Genomic DNA, 19,823 nt, shown 5'->3' with positions numbered 1-19,823 from the left:
AAATGTATTGTGATGGAAAAATTGAATAATAGTATAGACAGATCTTGGATTGATAAGTGGAATCAACCTTTCATTATATCTGGTCCTTGCAGTGCGGAAAGTGAAGAACAAATATTAGAAACAGCCCGTAGATTGAATCCTTCCTATGTTCAAGTATTTAGAGCTGGAATATGGAAACCTAGAACGAAACCTAATAATTTCGAGGGAATTGGAAAAATAGGACTTGAATGGCTTCATAAGGTGAAAAAAAGTACGGGTTTAATGGTGGCTACAGAAATAGCGAATGCAGAACATGTGAAGTTAGCCATTTCTTTTGGAATAGATATTCTTTGGATAGGAGCTAGAAGCACGGCGAGCCCTTTTACGATTCAAGAAATAGCGGATGCTTTGGAAGGAGAAAATAATAAAATTGTTTTGGTGAAAAACCCTATTCATCCTGATGTAGAATTATGGATAGGAGCTTTAGAACGTTTATCGGGTAAGGGAATCAGGAAATTAGGAGTTATACACCGTGGTTTTTATACCTACAAAAACTCAAAATATCGAAATCAACCTAATTGGAACCTTTTATTAAATTTTAGGAGCCTTCTTCCTAGAATTCCTATTTTATGTGATCCTTCACATATTTGTGGAAATAAAGAAGGACTTTTAGATATAGCAAAAAAAGCTTTTCATTTTTTTCAATATGAGGGATTAATGATAGAAAGTCATTGTAATCCCGATCATGCTTGGAGCGATGTTCAACAACAAATTACTCCAGAAAATCTTTTGGAAATGTTAAAAGAATTAACATGTACCGAAAAATATAATCAGAAAAGTAAAAGATATTTAGATTCTTTTAGGATTTTAATTGATGAACTAGATGAAAATATTATTGCACTTTTAGCAGAAAGAATGAACATTTCTAAAAAATTAGGAACTTTGAAAAAATCTTCAGATATTGCTATTTTTCAACCCAGTAGATGGAAAGATATTATGAAAAAATCTCTTTTTTTTGGGAAAAGTTTAGGAATTTCTGAAGAATTGCTTGAAGGAGTTTTTAAACTTTTGCATCAAGAATCTATTAAAATTCAAAATCAAATCAAAATTAGGTAATTTTTTAAAAAAAGAAGTAAAAATACTTTTTAGTCCTAAAAATGGCTTATTTATTTACCAGTGAATCTGTTTCAGAAGGTCATCCTGACAAAATTTCAGATCAAATATCTGATTCTATATTAGATCATTTTTTAGCGTATGATCCAAATGCAAAAGTAGCTATAGAAACTTTAGTCACCACGGGACAAATTATATTAGCTGGAGAAGTCAATTCTAAGACCTGGGTTAATGTTCAAAAAATAGCTCGTAATATCCTTAGAAAAATAGGGTATACTAAAAATGAATATAGATTCAATGCAGATTCTTGTGGAGTTATTTCTTCTATTCAAGAACAATCTTTAGATCTATTAGAGGGAATTCAACGATCAAAAAAAGAAGAACAAGGTTCTGGAGATCAGGGACTTGTTTTCGGATATGCTGTGAGAGAAACGGAAAATTATATGCCTTTGTCATTAGAGATTTCACATCATATATTAAGGGAACTTTCGTTTATTAGAAACGAAGGAGAAAAAATGACTTATTTACGTCCAGATGCAAAATCTCAAGTCACTTTAGAATATTCTAATGCTAATGTTCCGGTACATATTCATGCTATTGTCATTTCAACTCAACATGATGAATTTGACACGAAAGAAAGAATGCATAGACGTATAGTTCATGATGTTAAAAATATTCTCATACCAAGAGTAATGAATAATATAAAAAATGTAAAAAAATTATTCACGGATAGAACAAAATATTACATTAATTCAACAGGAAAATTTGTAACGGGAGGACCTCATGGGGATACTGGTTTAACTGGAAGAAAGATTATAGTAGATACTTATGGAGGAAGAGGATCTCATGGAGGAGGAGCTTTTTCTGGAAAAGATCCATCTAAAATGGATAGATCTGGATCTTATGCCGCTAGACATATAGCTAAAAACTTAGTAGCAGCAGGAATTTCAGATGAATTGCTGATACAAATATCTTACGCTGCAGGCATTTCGGACCCCATAGGAATTTTTGTAAATACCTATGGTAAATCAAAAATAAATAATGAAAATATTACGTCAAATATAAAGAAAATTTTTGATTTACGTCCTTATGCTATAGAAAAAAGATTAAAATTGCGTCAACCAATGTATGAAGAAACATCTGTGTATGGACATATGGGAAAAACTCCAAAAAAAGTGTATAAGTCTTTTTTAGATATAGAAGGAAATCAAAAAAAACAAGAAGTGGAACTTTTCACATGGGAAAAATTGGACTATTTATCCGTTATCAAAGAAATATTTAATATTTCAAAAAATAAGTATTTTTAGTTAAATATTTTGAATATGTCTTACAATCTATTGAAAGGAAAAAAAGGTATTATATTTGGAGCCTTGGATGAAAGTTCTATTGCTTGGAAGGTAGCAGAACGTGCTTATGAAGAAAAAGCATCTTTCGTATTAACCAATACACCAGCCTCTTTAAGAATAGGTAAAATTTATGAATTATCTCACAAAACAAAATCTATAGTGATTCCAGCAGATGCTACTTCCATACCAGATCTTAATATTTTATTTGAAAAAACATTAGATCATTTTGGAGGAAAAATAGATTTTTTATTGCATTCCATAGCTATGTCTGTGAATATACGAAAGGGGTTAACTTACACCTCTTTAAATTATGAATTTTTAAAAAAAGGATGGGAAATATCTGCTGTATCTTATCATAAGATTATGCAAACAGCTTGGAATAAAAAAGCGATGAATAAATGGGGTTCTATTGTAGCTATAACATATATTGCTTCTCATCGAAGTTTTCCACATTATGGAGATATGTCAGATTATAAATCCTATTTAGAAAGTGTTACACGTAATTTTGGATATCATTGGGGGATTAAAGAAAAGGTAAGGGTGAATACGGTATCACAATCTCCTACTATAACAAGAGCAGCAAAAGCCATTAAAGGTTTTAATCAACTTTTGATATTATCTGAAAAAATATCTCCCTTAGGAAACGCTTCCACACAAGATTGTGCTAACTATATAATTACACTTTTTTCAGATTTAACAAGAAAAGTAACCATGCAAAATTTATATCATGATGGAGGTTTTTCTCGGATTGGAATTAGTGAAGCTATGATTTCATAAAAATATACTAGAACAGAGAATATTAAACTATCATTTTAATTAATTATCAAAAATAAATATGAAAAAAATTATAGCTCCATCTTTACTTTCAGCAAATTTAGCTTTTTTATATCGTGATATAGAAATGCTGAATCAAAGTGAAGCAGATTGGTTTCATATTGATATAATGGATTCCTCTTTTGTTTCTAATATTTCTTTTGGATTTTTGTTTACTAAATATATCAAAAAATATGCCCATAAGCCTATGGATGTACATTTAATGGTATTACAACCAGAACGTTATATAGAACAGTTAAAAGATTGTGGAGCCAATCATTTACATATTCATTATGAAGCTTGCATTCATTTAAACAGAACAATTTATTATATAAAAAAAAATGGGATGAAAGTAGGTATAGCTGTGAATCCACATACTCCAGTTTTTCTTTTGCAAGATATTATTAATGATATAGATTTTGTTTTATTAATGAGTGTTAATCCTGGTTATAGTGGACAAAAATTCATTCATCAAACATATCAAAAATTAGAAGATACTAAAGATTTAATTTTAAAAAAAGATTCTTCTGCTCTCATAGAAGTAGATGGAGGAATTAATTTAGAAAATTCTTCTTTTTTATTCAAAAATGGAGCAGATATATTAGTGGCAGGAACTACTATTTTTTCTGATTCTAATCCAAAAGAAATTATTCATAGAATGAAATTCGGAAATTAAACATTATTAATTATATATATGATTTCTAAAGAAACTATAAAAAAAATACTTTCTGTTTCTTGCATAGAAGATGTTATTGGAGACTTTGTAGAATTAAAAAAAAGTGGGTTTAATTATAGAGGATTAAGTCCTTTTTCTAATGAAAAAACACCTTCTCTTATAGTTTCTCCTACAAAAAAAATATGGAAAGATTTTAGTTCTGGAAAAGGAGGGAATATCATCACTTTTCTTATAGAACATGAGCATTTGACTTATGAGGAATCGTTACGTTTTCTTTCCAAGAAATATAATATCAAGATTGATCATATAGACAACGATCATAAAAAAAAGAAAGAGGAAGAAGAACATGAAAAATTATACTTGATACAAGATTATGCAAAACGTTTTTTTATTAATCAATTATATTCTACCAAAGAAGGACAGGAAAATGGATTGAATTATTTAATTCAAAAAAGGGGCTTTGATATAAAAATAATTCAAAAATTCGAGTTAGGATATGCACCGATTTCTTGGAATATACTTACGAAAACAGCATTAAAACAAGGATTTAAAATACGGGATATAAAAAAATCTGGGTTTGCTGTTTTCAATAAGAAAACTAATCATTTTTTTGATTGTTTCCGTAAACGTGTGATGTTTCCAATACATAATTTATCAGGAAGGGTTATAGGTTTTGGAGGTCGTAATATTGATTCTGAATATTCCACTAAATATATCAATTCATCAGAAAGTAATATTTTTCAAAAAAGTAAAATTTTATATGGTTTTTTTCAAGCTAAAAAAAACATTCTCAAAGAAAATTTTTGTTATTTAGTGGAAGGATACACAGATGTTATTTCTTTACATCAGTCTGGAATAAAAAATGTAGTTTCTTCTTCTGGAATTTCACTCACTGTAAATCAAATTCTATTAATCAAAAAATTTACAAAAAACATTGTTCTGTTTTATGATGGAGATCGTTCTGGAATTAAAGCCTCTTTAAGAGGAATTAATATGATGCTAGAACAAGAAATGAATTTACGTATATTATTTATTTCTAATGGAGAAGATCCAGATTCTATATCCAAAAAATATTGTTTTTCTCATTCTCAACTCAGAGATTTTGTAGCAAAAAATAGTTATAATTTTGTTTCCTTTAAACAAAAAATATATGAAATATTCCATAAACATAAAGACGATCCCATAAAAAAATCATTTTTAGTAAAAAATATTTTGAATAGTATTTCAAAAATATCCAACGTTATTCAAAAGGAATTATACCTACAAGAAGCTTCCAAAGTACTAAACATTCGTCAAAAAGTTCTGATTTTTGAATTGAAAAGAATAAACGAAAAAATTGTACATAAACTTAGTCCATTTAATAAGGTTAAGGAAGATCCAACTTTTTCTTCAAAAAAAACAAATACAATTCTTCTTCTTGAAGAAGAATTGATTCAATTGATTTTAAATTATGGGAATCAAATCATAAAAAAAGAAGAAAAAAACACAAACACAACGGTTTTAGAAGAAGTATTGCATGTTTTTAAATGCTGGAATTTACGTTTTTCTTTGAATAAAAATCAAGAAATATTTGATAAAATTTGTTTAAAAAAGAAAAAAACAGATTTATCAAAATTTTTTGAAAAAAAAAATACAAAATTTTATTCATTATCCAAATGGGATAGAAAAGGAATACAAGTTTCCTCTCAAGAGGATCTCATGAATCAATATATTAGTGATATTTTATTGAGATATAAATCTTTATATATTTCTAAATTGATTCAGAAAGAAATCATACATTATCAGAATTATCTTTCAAAAAATGAGGATAGAAAAACTTTCCTAAAAAAAATTATGCATTTAACAAATATAAAAAATGAACTTTATAAAAAATTACATAAATATGTGTGATTCAAAAATTAATTTTTTTCTTTTTTTAAGTTTTGGTAAATTCGTGCATATAAACACGAAAAAATGAATACATTGATTTCAAAAAAAGCACCTAATTTTATGGCTAGTGCGGTATTAAATGGAAAAGATATTGTTCAAAATTTCACTTTAGAACAATTTCAAGGAAGTAAATATGTTTTACTTTTTTTTTATCCTAAAGATTTTACTTTTGTTTGTCCCACAGAAATATATGCATTTCAAGAAAAAATTAAAGATTTTGAAATGAGAAATGTACAAATTATTGCTGTATCTACGGATACAGAACAATCTCATTGGGCTTGGTTACAGATGCCAAAAGAAAAAGGGGGAATACATGGGATCACTTATCCTATTGTTTCTGATATCAATAAAACCATATCTCATAACTATGGAGTGTTGTCTGGAAGTTGGATTTGCAATAATGAAGGATTGAAAGCGACTGGAGAACTTATTGCTTATAGAGGATTATTTTTAATAGATAAAGAAGGGATCATAAGACATATTTTAATTAATGATTTTCCTTTAGGAAGAAATGTACATGAAGCTATTCGGATGATAGATGCTCTTCAATATTATGAAAAAAGTGGAGAAGTATGTCCAGCAAATTGGACAAAAGGAAAAAAAGCTATAAAAGCCAGTCATAGTGGAATTGAAGATTATTTTTCATCTTAAGTTTATAGAATTATATTCTACAGAATATCATAGCACATCAAAATAAATGTTGAAAAGAAAAGTAGCATTTTACACTATGGGGTGTAAACTCAATTACGCAGAGACCTCTACCATAGCAAGAAAGTTTTCTAACTTATATTATCAACATGTTTCTTTCAATAGTTATGCAGATATTTATGTGATCAATAGTTGTTCTGTAACAAAAAATGCAGAAATTGAATTGAAGCATATTGTACGTTCTACTATGAAAAAAAATTCAAAAGCTATTATTGTAGCAATAGGATGTTATGCTCAACTGAATCCTGAAGAAGTGTCTTCTATTATTGGGGTAGATCTAGTTCTAGGCTATGAAGAAAAATCTAAAATCATAGATTATATTAATAATATTAATAATAAAGAATGGTTTTTTAAAAAAAAATATTATGCAAAAATTATTTCTAAGAAAACTTATTTTCCATCGTTTTCCGTTGGAGATAGAACTCGTTCCTTTTTAAAAATACAGGATGGATGTGATTATAAGTGCAGTTATTGCATCATTCCTATGTCAAGAGGGCCCTCTCGTTCTGATAGCATAGAAAATATATTGAAAAATATTAGATTTCTTTTTAACCAAGGAGTCAAAGAGATCGTGTTAACAGGTGTCAATATAGGAGACTATGGAAAAAATATATACGGAGAAAATCGAAATCACCAGTTATATACATTTTTTGATTTAATCCAAGCTATAGATCAAATAGATGAAAAAGGAAGAATACGTTTATCCTCCATAGAGCCTAACTTGCTTAAAAATGAATGTATTGAATTTTTGTCTAAAAGCAAACATTTTGTCCCTCATTTTCATATTCCTTTACAGTCTGGTAGTAATGATATATTAGGGAAAATGCATAGACGTTACAGACGAGAACTTTATCAAGAAAAAATAAAAAAAATTCGATGTTTAATGCCAGATGCTTATATAGGTTCAGATCTTATTGTTGGTTTTCCTGGAGAAACACATAAACATTTTTTGGAAACTTATCATTTTTTGAAAAAATTAGAAATTTCATCTTTACATATATTTACCTATTCCGATAGACCAAATACAAAATCCAGTGCCATGCAAAAAAATATATCTAAAAAAATTCAATGGAAACGGAATCAAATTTTGAGAGAACTTTCAAAAAAAAAATATCGTTTTTTTTGCAAAAAGCAAATTTTTACTAAAAAAACCGTATTATTCGAAAATAATTCTCACAATAAAGAATATTTGTATGGATATACAGAAAATTATATTCGAACTAAGATGTCATTAAATTCAAACAATTCTTCTATATATGAAAATACATTACAAGATGTATTAATCACAAAAGTAGATAAGGATGGAATTATGATAGCAGAACCAATAATTAAAACGGAATGTTTATGAATTCTACATCAAAAATTTCTTGAAAAGATTTTTTTACCATACTTTTCACTTTTTGAAAAGAGATATCATTTGTTTTCAATTCTTGTTTTAAAGAAGTCACTTCTTGATTATAAATTCCACAAGGAATAATGTGATTGAAATACTGTAAATCTGTATTCACATTTAAAGCAAAACCATGCATGGTAACCCATCGACTCATTCTAATTCCTATTGCACATATTTTTCTGGATTTTCCATTTTTTACATTAAACCAAACCCCTGTTTTTCCTTTTTTTCGTTCTCCCTTAATTGCATAATTTTTCCATAAAAAATGGATCATAACTTCTTCTAAAAGACGAAGGTATTCATGAATATCCGTAAAAAAATAATCCATGTTTAAAATAGGATATCCTACCAATTGTCCAGGCCCATGGTAAGTGATATCACCCCCTCTATCTGTTTGATAAAAAGAAACATCTATTTTTTTCAAAAAATCTGACGAAACCAACAAATGGTTATCTTTTTTCCCATTTTTACCTATAGTATATACATGGGGGTGCTCGACAAACAGCAGATATCCTGCTTTTTGATCCGGTATATTATTTATTTTTTTTTGTATGATGTCATCAAATAATTTTTTTTGGTATTTCCAAGTTTCTTGATATTCTTTTTTTCCTAAATCTTCGAAAAAAAGTATTTTTTTTTTCATATTTCTTGAAAAGTTTATATAAATAATAAAAAAAACAAATGTACCTTTCGTTCGTTTCATATGTCATGTCATATGGGGGACATACACATAAATCAGTCTATGACCTATTTATCAGAACAACAAATTATACGAAGAAAAAAATTAGATCAACTGAAAATATTGGGAATCAACCCTTATCCATCAGAAGAATATGTTATAACCACTACCATTTGTAATATACAAAAAAATTTCACGGAAAAAGAAACTATAAGTATAGCGGGACGGTTAATGCGTTTGCGGATTTTAGGAAAAGCTTCTTTTGGAGAAATTAAAGATCATACGGGTTGTATGCAAATATACTTTACTCAGGATTATTTATTTTCGGATCAAATGAAAAAAGAGAAAGAGAATGTTTACAATATTTTTTTAAAAAAACTTATAGACATAGGAGATATTATTGGAATAAAAGGGATTTTATTTAAGACAAAAATGGATGAAATGACCATACATGTTCATAAATTCACTTTATTATCCAAATCTATACGACCCTTACCACAAGTCAAAATGGATAAAAATAAAAAAATATATGATGCTTTTTCCAATACAGAACAACGTTATCGTATGCGTTATGTAGATCTTATTGTCAATGATCATGTAAAAAAAATTTTTTTGAAACGTACTCGTATCATCCAAAAAATAAGAAATTTTTTGGATGATAAAGGATATATAGAAGTAGATACTCCTATTCTACAATCCATTCCTGGAGGAGCTATAGCTCGTCCTTTTGAAACGTATCATAATACACTGGGAATTCCATTATATTTACGTATAGCTAATGAGCTTTATTTAAAAAGACTGATTATTGGTGGATTTCACGGAGTATATGAATTTTCTAGAAATTTCAGAAATGAGGGGATGGATCGTCTTCATAATCCAGAATTTACTGTATTAGAACTTTATGTAGCTTATAAAGATTATTACTGGATGATGAATTTTACAGAAAAATTGATGAAATGTATCTGTAATGAATTTACAAAAAATAATCATATTAGTTTTCAAACTCCTTTTCCTCGTATCCCCATATTGGATTCTATTAAAAAATATACCGGATTTGATCTTAAAGAAATGGGAAAAGAAGAATTAAGAAAAATTTGTAAGAAATTGCATATAGAAGAAAATATAAAAATGAGTAAAGCGAAACTGATTGAGAACATTTTTGAAGAAAAATGCGAAAAAAATTACATAAATCCTACTTTTATTATTGATTATCCTGTAGAAATGAGTCCTTTAACCAAAAGACATCGTTATCAAAAAAATTTATCAGAACGCTTTGAACTCATTATAAATGGAAAAGAAATTGCCAATGCTTATTCAGAACTTAATGATCCTATTGATCAAGTTGATCGTTTACGAGAACAAATGAAGTTTTCTGAAAAAAACACAAAAGACGAATCTACATCTATTGATCAAGATTTCATACGTGCTTTAGAATTTGGAATGCCTCCTACTGCAGGGATTGGAATTGGAATAGATCGTTTAGTCATGTTGCTTACTCAAAAAAAATCGATTCAAGAAGTTTTACTTTTTCCACAAATGCGTCCAGAAAAAGTAAAAGTAGATAAAAAATAAATTACTTATAATCCTAATACTTTTAATCCATTTATTGTAGCAATTTTTACCAAATGATCTATATCATAATAATGACAAGCTTCTAACATCACTCGTAGTTCTATCCATAGATTTCCATCCGAAAAAGGTTTGTATATATCACAAATGTTATCTGTTCCAAAAGCTACTACAATTCCTTCAGGGACCATTTCATCCACTGGAGTGATAGAATTATGGCTAGGAGTTAAACGTTCACTTCTGGTATGATCAATCCAAGCAATGGGACAAGATATCACCATTAAATCCGCTTTTTTCATTAATTTGTATATTTTATAACGATAATCTCTAGCATGTGCAGCTAAAGAAATACTATGTATAGCTACTACCTTTCCTTGCATTCCATGTTCAATTGTTTTTTTTGCTAGTTTTTCAGTTTCTTTTTCTTCGCTAGTATTAAACTGATCTACATGTACATGCACAATTTTTCCTTTTTTTTTAGCTGTTTGTAATAAAATATCTAAATGTTCATCTTCTTTACCATAATCTGTAGCAGGTAATCCACCAATAATATCTACAAATTCTATTGATTTATCGAACCAATATTTTGATTTTTTATGCAATACGCCTTTAAGAACTTGATTAGCAAAACAAATATGAATAGAATTTCCATAATTATTTTTCAATTTTTTAGCAGCTTTTAAGGATCGATCTTCGATAATTTCATCTACATCAATAAAAGAACATAAAGCTTGTGTTCCTTGCATTAAAAAATATTCTAAAGCTTTTTCCATACGGATATAAATATCCTCTTCTGTAGCTAAACGTTTCATTTCATCAACCAGATACCATTTTTTTTGAAGGGGGAAATAAGAATATTTAAAATTTTTTTTTGTGAGAGTATAAGCTCTATCTAAGTGAGCATGAGCATTTACCCATCCACCTTTTTGTTTCACTTTTTCTACAAAAATTTTTTTAGGATTCATTTTTAATCGGTTTCTATTAAATGTTGGATATCCAAACAATTTTTTTAGTTATAAAAAATGGTTCTTCAAAATAAGAATTTAAAGGATATTCTATTGCATAAGGAAATTCTTTTAATTCATCGTAAATATTTCCTCCTTTTAGATAAAAAGTTCCATTTTTGATTCTTGAATTGGATTTATATTTAAATTTATCTTTTGTCCAATTATGAATGATATTTATTTTTTTTACAGCTCTAGTAACCACAAAATCAAATTTATTTTCTAATTTTTCTGCACGAAAACAAATAGGATATACATTTTTTAAATGAAGATGATATATAATTTTTTCTATAATTTTAATTTTTTTTCTAATAGAGTCTACTAATATAAATTTTGTATGAGGAAAAACTATGGATAAAGGAATTCCAGGGAAGCCTCCTCCTGTTCCTAAATCTAGAACACATGATCCAGGATCAAAAGAAAATACTTTAGCTATTCCTAAACAAAAAAGAACGTGTTGTTGATAAAAATCGTGAAATGTTTTTCTAGAGACTAAATTAACATATGCATTCCAATACGCATATAAATTTTTTAAAGAAGATAATCTATAGATTTGTTGATCCAATAAATTTGGAAAATATTTTTTAATTAATTCCATGATAAATGGATAAATAAACTTATAACCAAATTTATTTAGATTTGTAATCATTTCAAATAATTCCATAAATATTTATGATATGAAAAATAGATTATCTTATCGTTTACAAAATATATCTTATTCACAAACTATAGCTATGTCAGCTAAAGCTAGAGAATTAAAAAATAAAGGTTATAACATTATAAACTTGAGTTTGGGAGAACCAGATTTTTCCCCTCCTAATTTTGTTTTATCCTCTGCAAAAAAAGCGATAGATGAAGGTTATCATTATTATACTCCTGTATCCGGATACTTCGAACTTAAAAAAATGATATGCGAAAAATTTTCTCGTGATAATCGTTTAAAATACACCCCTTCTCAAATTGTAGTTTCTACCGGAGCAAAACAAGCGATAATGAATGTTCTTCTATCTTTGTTGAATAAAGATGATGAAGTTATTATTCCCGCGCCTTATTGGGTTAGTTATTTACAAATGGTAAAGTTTTGTGAATCTTCTCCTGTTATCATTCCAACAATTATGAAAAACGATTTTAAGATTCATCCAGAACAATTAGAAAAAGCTATAACATCTAAAACAAAATTATTTATTTTCAGTAGTCCTTGCAATCCTACAGGAAGCGTTTATTCTTATGAAGAATTAAAAGATTTATCGGAAATTTTTAAAAAACATCCAAAAGTCATGATTCTTTCTGATGAAATTTATGAACATATTTGTTATTCAGAAAAACATACTAGTATTGCTATATTTCCTGATATTCATAATCAAGTTATCACAGTTAATGGATTATCTAAGGCTTTTTCAATGACAGGTTGGAGAATTGGATATATTGGAGCTCCAGAATGGATTGCTCAATCTTGTGATAAAATACAAGGTCAGATGACGTCTTGTGCTAATTCTATTGCACAAATAGCTGCTATTACTGCATTAGCAGCTCATCCTAATAAAATAGAATATATGATTAAAGAGTTTAAAAAAAGAAGAAATCTAGTTTTGGATATGATCAAAGAAATTGATGGATTTCAATTTTATCAACCAAATGGAGCTTTTTATATTTTTCCAAAAATTTCTTCTTTTTTTGGAAAAAAATTACATGGAAAAATAATTCAAAATTCAGATGAATTTTCTGAATTTTTACTTGATCAAAGTAAAGTAGCTACCGTTAGTGGAAGTGCTTTTGGTGATAATGAATGTTTACGGATTTCTTACGCATCATCAGATGATAAAATTATAGAAGCCTTTACAAGAATAAAAAAGGTCTTAAATTAGAAATAAATTTGGGTGGACGACCGGATTCGAACCGGCGACCCTCAGAACCACAATCTGATGCTCTAAACCAACTGAGCTACGTCCACCAAAACAAACACAAAACAAAAGACAAATATAATTAATTCTATAAACAAAAACTTTCTATAATTTTTTTAGAATAAACAAACAAATCACTATATATCCATTTTAGAATGAATGTTTTTTCTTGAATAGGATATAAAAGATGAACATTGGCACCTGCATCTAATGTAAAATAAATATTTTTTTTGTTTTGTTTCCTAAAATCCCATACCGTATAAATCACATTCAGAGTATTTGGTTTCATACATAAAAAATAGGGACGAGAGGTCATGATCATGGCATGAAGAGTCAAAGCTTCATGTTCTATTAATTCTCCAAATTCTTGAAAATCTCCTATCTTTAATATAGATATAAGTCTACTCATATTTTGAGTCGCACATTTAAATCTTTCTCTAGCAAAAGGATGATCATTCATTAATTGATGCCCTTTTGAACTCAATATTTTTTTAGGTTCATCATCTATGATTAAGATAGTATCTTCTATTTTTGTAAAAATGGAATGAACTTCATATGGATATGGAATAGCATAAAGATTATTACTTCCTTTTATGGATTTGTGACATCCCCAAACAACAAGTCCAGGATAAATAGATCTGCAAGCACTTCCAGAACCTAATCTAGCTAAAAAAGAAGATTTTTTTAAAAAAAAATCTTCTTTTGAAGAAGAAACTAATTTTTTTTCTATTTCCATGATACATAATGCTAAAGAACTCATGGAAGAAGCAGAAGAAGCAATTCCGCTACTATGTGGAAAAGTATTATAGGTTTCTATAATGAAATTAAAATCTTGTAAATAGGAACAATAGGATGAAATTCTATGAAAAAATTCCAAAATTTTTGGAAGAAAACTAGTTTTTTCTTTTCCTGAAAAAAAGACTTTTATAGGTAAATTTCTTTCTTTTTTCTTTTGATAAATTAATCGTGTAACCGTATATACTTCTCCTAAAGAATAACTAATAGATGAATTCAACGGTATTTGAGTTTTATTATTATGTTTTCCCCAGTATTTAATTAAAGCAATATTGGAATGACTTTTGCTTGTAACTACTCCATTTGGATTTATAGAATATTTTTTTTTTCTATAAAAAAAACAATTTGTTTTCAAAATTCAATTACAAATCATTTTTTATATAATCTAACATTTTTTTATCGTCCAATTCTCCTTCAGAACGAGCTATAACACAACTAGCTAATCCATTTCCTATAACATTTACGGTCGTCCTAGCCATATCCATTAATTCATCTATGCCTATAATAGCTAATATAGGCCAAGTAGGTAATCCAAAAGAAGCTACAGTGGCTAAAAGAATTACTAAAGAGGCTCTGGGTACTCCAGCAACTCCTTTACTAGTTAAAATTAACGTTAGTCCTATAAATATTTGTTGACTAAAACTCAAAGGAATACCAGATGCTTGTGCTACAAAAACAGTTGCCAAAGATAAATAAAGAGTTGTTCCATCTAAGTTGAAGCTATAACCTGTAGGAATCACAAAAGCTATAATTTTTCTGGGGACACCTAATTTTTCTAAATTTTCCATAAGTAAAGGCAAGGCAGATTCGGAACTCGTAGTCGCAAACGCGAGTGATACAGGCTCAGTTAATGCTTTGATAAAAGCTTTTAAAGGGACTTTAATCCACAAAAGAATAGGAAGCAAAATAACTATCAAAAAAATCAGTAAAGCTATATAAAGAGTCAACAACAACTGAAATAAATTATATAAAATATCCAACCCCATATGTCCTACTGTATAAGCAATGGCGGATCCTACTCCTATAGGAGCAAAATACATAATAATTTTAGTAAATTTAAACATGATTTCTGAAAGGCTTTCTGCAAATAGTAATATAGGACTTCGTTTTTTATCTTCTAAAAAAACCATAGATATACCAAATATAACGGAAAATACCACTATAGGTAATACATCTCCATGATATATAGATTTTATAAAATTTTCCGGAAACACATGAAGAATTGTGTCTTGCCAAGTTCTACTTTCTACTTTTGGTAATTGTTGTTCTGTAATGCCTGAAGGCATCACAATACCTACTCCGGCTTGAGATACATTAATAGCAATAAGACCAATAAATAAAGCTAAAGTTGTTACCACTTCAAAATATAGTAGGGATTTCCATCCCATGCTACCTAACTGTTTAATATTAGAATGACTTGCTATTCCAACGACTAAAGTTGAAAACAGTATTGGAGAAATGATAGTTTTGATCAATCTCAAAAATATTTGAGATAAAAATCTTAATTCTACAGCAATTTTTGGAAGATCTAATCCCATTTCTATTCCTATGATAATAGATAATAAGATCCAAGTAGTTAAGTCTTTTTTCAGAAAAGAATACAATATGAAAATAGATATCACAAAACATCTTAATATGCAAAGAGTAAATTTATCTAATCCTAACAAGGATTTTGATAAATGAATAAATATATATGCCAAAACACTTAAAAAAGCTATTAATAAGACTTTTTCCTTTTTTATTTTCATTCCTATACTCATTTTATACCAAAAAATCCAATCAAATCAAAATACTATACCAATATGGTCAGGTAACAGACCCGTAGGGATTCGAACCCCAACTAACAGAACCAAAATCTGCTGTGCTTCCATTACACAACGGGTCTATGAAAAATGTAAATATATACCATTTTTTTTCAAAAACATGATAATTATATCTAAATTTGGTCTACTTTGCTATAAAAACCTTAAAAGGTTTCGTATATAATTATAATATAAATTTATCACAAATTATGTCCGTAAAAATTCGTTTAAAAAGAATTGGGAAAAAACATAGACCTATTTATCATATAGTTGTAACTGACTCTCGTGCTCCACGAGATGGAAAATTTATCGAAAAGTTAGGAACTTATAATCCTCATACGGATCCTCCTTCAACTGTATTAAAAATGGAAGACGCTGTATCCTGGTTAATGAAAGGAGCACAACCTACCAATACGGTAAAATCCATTTTTTCCAAAACCGGTGTATTATTGAAAAAACATTTATTAAAAGGAGTTAAAAAAGGTGTATTAACCAATGAAGAATCGCAAAAAAAGTTTCATATATGGTACAAAAAATATAAAATTTAATCTAGTAAGTAACATGAAAATTCTTTTGAAACATTTAATTCTATAAAAGAACAATTCATAGTCATAGAAAAATTTCCTATTCGTTCTCTTCTTAAAGAAAGAATATAAGCTCCGCTTCGAAGCGCTTTACCAAAATCTTGTGCTATAGATCGAATATAAGTTCCTTTTCCACATTCTATAAAAAATTTTACGTAGGGAATTCCTATTTTTATAATATGAAATTTGTAAATTTTCACACGTCTAGATTTTATAAGTATTTTTTTACCTTTTCTGGCATATTCATAAAATCTTTTTCCTTTTGTTTTCAAGGCAGAAAAATATGGAGGATATTGATCTATTTCTCCCAAAAATTTTTTAGATATTTTTTTAATCAATTGAGGAGTAACATGCGAAACGGAAGAAAAATTATACTCTTCTGTTTCTGAATCAAAAGATAAGGTTTCACAACCTAATTTTATAATACCTGTATAAATTTTTTTATAATTTTGAATCTCATTTACTTTTTTAGTATATTTTCCTGTTAGTACAATTAATAAACCTGTAGCAAAAGGATCTAAAGTTCCGGCATGTCCGATTTTCAAATTTTCTTTTTTTATAGTCTCAGTGAGAATATAGTTTTTTATTTTTTTAACAATATCAAAAGAAGTCCATCCCCATGGTTTATCTACTAACAATATTTTCCCATTTTTAAATTCTAATAAATTCGTACTCAAAATTTTCCAATTGGTTTTATTAAATAATGTACAATAATAAAAAAAGTTCCTAAAACAATTCTATAATATCCAAATAATTTAAAATTCTTTAAATATTTTGTGAAACATTTGATAGCTATCATTCCAGTGACAAAAGATATTATATTTCCTAATAACAATAATTCTATATCTTTAAATGTGAAAGAATTCAATTGAAAATAATAGTCAAATAATTTTTTACATGTAGCAATTCCAATAACAGGAACAGATAAGAAGAAAGAAAATTCAATAGCTTTTATTCTATTCACATTTTGTAGCATACAAGCCACAATAGTGGTTGCACTTCTAGATACTCCTGGAATTAAAGCCATACATTGAAATAATCCAATGATCAAAGCTTTCAAATAAGTAATACTATTTTTTCTATTATAAAAATTTTTTTCATAAAAAGTTTCTACTTTCAAAATTACCAATCCTCCTATCAAAAGAGATAAAGCGACTATAAGTGGTCTATATAAAAAAAAATTTGTGATTTTATTCAATAAAAAACCAAAAATTCCAACAGGAAAACTAGCTATAAAAATTTTTATATAAAAATCCAATTTTTGAAAAAAAAACTTGTTTTTATACAAAAAAACTACAGATAAAACGGCTCCAAACTGAACAGAAACAAGAAATAAATTCATTATTTTATTTTCTAGTATTCCCATTATGGAAGCCGCAAGAATCATATGTCCTGTAGAAGAAATAGGAAAAAATTCTGTAATTCCTTCAATAACCCCTAATAGGATTGATTGAATATAATTCATAACAATATGATCAATTTTATTTATTTATTTAATTAATGAAACAAACTAAACATCAATTTTTGCATGTATCGCATTTTGTTCTATAAAATTTCTTCTTGGAGGAACTTCATCTCCCATAAGAATGGAGAATATTCTGTCTGCTTCTGAATAATCGTCTATATTTACTTTACGTAAAGTTCTTTTTTTGGGATTCATAGTTGTTTCCCAAAGTTGTTCTGCATTCATTTCTCCTAATCCTTTATATCGTTGTATTTTGATAGATTTTCTTCCTCCTAATTTATGTATAATGTTTTCTCTTTCTTGATCACTCCAAGCATATTGATAATGATTTCCTTTTCGAATTAAATAAAGTGGAGGTGTAGCAATATAGATGTGGCCTTTCTCTATTAATGGTTTCATATAACGAAAAAACAATGTTAAAATTAAAGTAGAAATATGACTTCCATCTATATCTGCATCTGTCATGATAATAACTTTATTATATCTTAGTTTTTTTATATTTAGAATTTTTTGATCTTCTTCTGTCCCAATAGAAACTCCCAAAGAAGTAAATATATTTTTTATTTCCTCATTTTCAAATATTTTATATTGTATAGCTTTTTCAACATTTAGGATTTTACCTCGTAAAGGCAAAATCGCTTGAAAATTTCTATCTCTGCCTTGTTTCGCTGTTCCTCCAGCAGAATCTCCTTCTACTAAATAAATTTCACAATTTTCTGGATTATTGAAAGAACAATCCGCTAATTTTCCAGGTAAAATACTACTTATTGAAGTCTTTTTTTGGATCAACTCACGAGCCTTCTTAGCAGCTTGACGCGCTTTAGCTGATAATATTATTTTATCAATAATTTTTTTTCTATCACCAGGATGTTCTTCTAAATAACTATACAACGTTTCTCCTACTATTTTGTCCACGATACCTCCTACTTCGTGATTACTTAATTTTGTTTTAGTTTGTCCTTCAAATTGAGGCTCCATTACTCTAACAGATATAATAGCCGTAATGCCTTCTCTAAAATCGTCTCCAGTTAATTCTATCTTATTAGATAAAATATTACCATATCCATCTACATATTTTTTTAACGTTCTTGTCAATGCTCTTCGAAAACCAGAAATATGAGTTCCTCCTTCATAAGTATTGATGTTGTTTACATAGGAATAAATTTTTTCTTTAAAAGAAGTATTGTATTGCATTGCAATTTCTACAATAGTATTATCTTTCTCTCCTTCAATAAAAAGGATATCTTTGGTTAAAGATTCCTGATTTTTATCTAAAATTTGAAGGTATTCTTTTAATCCATTTTCAGAAAAAAAATGTTCTTTTATATTCTCTCTTTCGTCTTTTAAAAATAAGTACAAACCTTTATTTAAAAAAGATAATTCTTTTAATCGATTAGCTATAATTTCATGATTATATATAATGGAATTAAAAATAGAATGATCAGCAAGATAATAAATTTTTGTTCCTTGCATATTAGTTTTTCCTAAACATTTTACAGAATAAAGAGGTTTTCCTCTTAAATATTCTTGTTGGTAAATTTTTCCGTTACGATAAATTGTAACTATAAGTTTTTTAGATAGAGCATTGACACAAGAAATTCCTACTCCGTGTAATCCTCCAGAAACTTTATAAGAATTTTTATCAAATTTCCCACCTGCACCAATTTTAGTCATAACAACTTCTAGAGCCGATTTTCCTTCTTTTTTATGAATGTCTATTGGAATTCCACGACCATTATCAAGTACCGTAATAAATCCATTTTTATGAATTGTAACCCATATTTTATTACAAAAACCTGCTAAAGATTCATCTACAGAATTATCTATGACTTCGTAAACTAAATGGTGTAATCCTCTAACCCCTACGTCCCCAATATACATAGAGGGTCTGAGTCGAATATGTTCAATTCCTTCAAGAGATTGAATACTATCTGCTGTATAATCTTTTATTGTATTATGTTTTTTATTCATAATCCATTAATTAATTTAATTTTATTAAAAATTTTTCTTTATTTACATAAAGTTTATAGTTTTATCTTCTAATTTTATAATTCATCAAATATAGAA

Annotated in this window: 18 protein-coding genes and 2 tRNA genes; 10 read left to right on the top strand and 10 right to left on the bottom strand. The window is 27.9% G+C overall.

Annotated elements, in window-relative coordinates; genetic code table 11:
- Positions 1-12 precede the first annotated feature (12 nt).
- The 7 genes from H0H74_RS01485 (at position 13) to mtaB (ending at position 7,912) form a co-directional block, all read left to right on the top strand.
- A complete protein-coding gene (locus H0H74_RS01485) occupies positions 13-1,095 on the top strand; it encodes a bifunctional 3-deoxy-7-phosphoheptulonate synthase/chorismate mutase type II (RefSeq protein WP_185849482.1) in 1,083 nt (360 codons plus the stop codon).
- Between the two features lie 41 nt (positions 1,096-1,136).
- Positions 1,137-2,399 (top strand): methionine adenosyltransferase, encoded by a 1,263-nt coding sequence (gene metK, locus H0H74_RS01480; RefSeq protein WP_185849481.1) that lies wholly within the window; start codon positions 1,137-1,139, stop codon positions 2,397-2,399.
- 15 nt (positions 2,400-2,414) lie between these two features.
- The gene (locus tag H0H74_RS01475) at positions 2,415-3,215 is read left to right on the top strand and encodes an enoyl-ACP reductase FabI (protein ID WP_185849480.1); all 801 of its coding nucleotides are present in this window, start codon (positions 2,415-2,417) and stop codon (positions 3,213-3,215) included.
- A 58-nt stretch (positions 3,216-3,273) separates the two neighbouring features.
- Positions 3,274-3,927 (top strand): ribulose-phosphate 3-epimerase, encoded by a 654-nt coding sequence (gene rpe / locus H0H74_RS01470; protein WP_185849479.1) that lies wholly within the window; start codon positions 3,274-3,276, stop codon positions 3,925-3,927.
- A gap of 18 nt (positions 3,928-3,945) precedes the next feature.
- Complete coding sequence (gene dnaG / locus H0H74_RS01465) at positions 3,946-5,817, top strand: DNA primase (RefSeq protein ID WP_185849478.1); 1,872 nt, start codon at positions 3,946-3,948, stop codon at positions 5,815-5,817.
- Positions 5,818-5,880: 63 nt separating this feature from the next.
- Positions 5,881-6,507 (top strand): peroxiredoxin, encoded by a 627-nt coding sequence (locus H0H74_RS01460; protein ID WP_185849477.1) that lies wholly within the window; start codon positions 5,881-5,883, stop codon positions 6,505-6,507.
- Between the two features lie 46 nt (positions 6,508-6,553).
- Positions 6,554-7,912 (top strand): tRNA (N(6)-L-threonylcarbamoyladenosine(37)-C(2))-methylthiotransferase MtaB, encoded by a 1,359-nt coding sequence (gene mtaB, locus H0H74_RS01455; protein WP_185849476.1) that lies wholly within the window; start codon positions 6,554-6,556, stop codon positions 7,910-7,912.
- Here the strand turns inward: mtaB and lipB are convergent.
- A complete protein-coding gene (lipB, locus tag H0H74_RS01450; protein ID WP_185849475.1) occupies positions 7,893-8,600 on the bottom strand; it encodes a lipoyl(octanoyl) transferase LipB in 708 nt (235 codons plus the stop codon). The two genes, mtaB and lipB, sit on opposite strands and share 20 nt — an antisense overlap.
- Positions 8,601-8,699: 99 nt before the next feature.
- Here lipB and lysS point away from each other — a divergent pair, with 99 nt between their 5' ends.
- On the top strand, positions 8,700-10,208 hold the full coding sequence (lysS, locus tag H0H74_RS01445; RefSeq protein WP_185849503.1) for a lysine--tRNA ligase: 1,509 nt from the start codon (positions 8,700-8,702) through the stop codon (positions 10,206-10,208).
- A gap of 5 nt (positions 10,209-10,213) precedes the next feature.
- On the opposite strand, the gene H0H74_RS01440 is transcribed toward lysS, so the two are convergent.
- Positions 10,214-11,170, bottom strand: a complete 957-nt coding sequence (locus H0H74_RS01440) for an amidohydrolase family protein (RefSeq protein WP_185849474.1) — start codon at positions 11,168-11,170, stop codon at positions 10,214-10,216.
- A 16-nt stretch (positions 11,171-11,186) separates the two neighbouring features.
- Entirely contained in the window at positions 11,187-11,807 is a 621-nt protein-coding gene (gene rsmG / locus H0H74_RS01435) for a 16S rRNA (guanine(527)-N(7))-methyltransferase RsmG (RefSeq protein WP_185849502.1), read from the bottom strand.
- A 79-nt stretch (positions 11,808-11,886) separates the two neighbouring features.
- Between rsmG and H0H74_RS01430 the strand changes: the two genes are divergently transcribed.
- Positions 11,887-13,074: a pyridoxal phosphate-dependent aminotransferase gene (locus H0H74_RS01430; RefSeq protein ID WP_185849473.1), complete on the top strand. Its 1,188-nt coding sequence runs from the start codon at positions 11,887-11,889 to the stop codon at positions 13,072-13,074.
- An 11-nt stretch (positions 13,075-13,085) separates the two neighbouring features.
- Here the strand turns inward: H0H74_RS01430 and H0H74_RS01425 are convergent.
- The 4 genes from H0H74_RS01425 to H0H74_RS01410 all read right to left on the bottom strand — a co-directional run bounded on the left by H0H74_RS01425 (position 13,086) and on the right by H0H74_RS01410 (position 15,790).
- Positions 13,086-13,160 (bottom strand) — tRNA-His (locus H0H74_RS01425).
- 38 nt (positions 13,161-13,198) lie between these two features.
- Positions 13,199-14,260: a diphosphomevalonate/mevalonate 3,5-bisphosphate decarboxylase family protein gene (locus tag H0H74_RS01420; protein ID WP_185849472.1), complete on the bottom strand. Its 1,062-nt coding sequence runs from the start codon at positions 14,258-14,260 to the stop codon at positions 13,199-13,201.
- Positions 14,261-14,267: 7 nt separating this feature from the next.
- Positions 14,268-15,665 (bottom strand): dicarboxylate/amino acid:cation symporter, encoded by a 1,398-nt coding sequence (locus H0H74_RS01415; protein WP_185849471.1) that lies wholly within the window; start codon positions 15,663-15,665, stop codon positions 14,268-14,270.
- Between the two features lie 54 nt (positions 15,666-15,719).
- Positions 15,720-15,790 (bottom strand) — tRNA-Gln (locus tag H0H74_RS01410).
- 126 nt (positions 15,791-15,916) lie between these two features.
- Here H0H74_RS01410 and rpsP point away from each other — a divergent pair.
- Entirely contained in the window at positions 15,917-16,255 is a 339-nt protein-coding gene (gene rpsP / locus H0H74_RS01405; RefSeq protein ID WP_185849470.1) for a 30S ribosomal protein S16, read from the top strand.
- Here the strand turns inward: rpsP and truB are convergent.
- Genes truB through gyrB form a run of 3 tightly spaced genes read right to left on the bottom strand, consistent with a single transcriptional unit; the run spans position 16,252 to position 19,727 of the window.
- Positions 16,252-16,968: a tRNA pseudouridine(55) synthase TruB gene (gene truB, locus H0H74_RS01400; RefSeq protein ID WP_185849469.1), complete on the bottom strand. Its 717-nt coding sequence runs from the start codon at positions 16,966-16,968 to the stop codon at positions 16,252-16,254. The two genes, rpsP and truB, sit on opposite strands and share 4 nt — an antisense overlap.
- Positions 16,965-17,756: an undecaprenyl-diphosphate phosphatase gene (locus H0H74_RS01395; protein WP_185849468.1), complete on the bottom strand. Its 792-nt coding sequence runs from the start codon at positions 17,754-17,756 to the stop codon at positions 16,965-16,967. The genes truB and H0H74_RS01395 overlap by 4 nt, the downstream gene beginning before the upstream one ends.
- A gap of 45 nt (positions 17,757-17,801) precedes the next feature.
- Positions 17,802-19,727, bottom strand: a complete 1,926-nt coding sequence (gene gyrB, locus H0H74_RS01390; protein ID WP_185849467.1) for a DNA topoisomerase (ATP-hydrolyzing) subunit B — start codon at positions 19,725-19,727, stop codon at positions 17,802-17,804.
- Between the last annotated feature and the right edge of the window lie 96 nt (positions 19,728-19,823).

The sequence above is a fragment of the Blattabacterium cuenoti genome, assembly GCF_014251315.1.
GTDB classification, from domain to species: Bacteria; Bacteroidota; Bacteroidia; order Flavobacteriales; family Blattabacteriaceae; genus Blattabacterium; species Blattabacterium cuenoti_AJ.
This window is presented reverse-complemented; position numbering and strand designations above follow the sequence as displayed.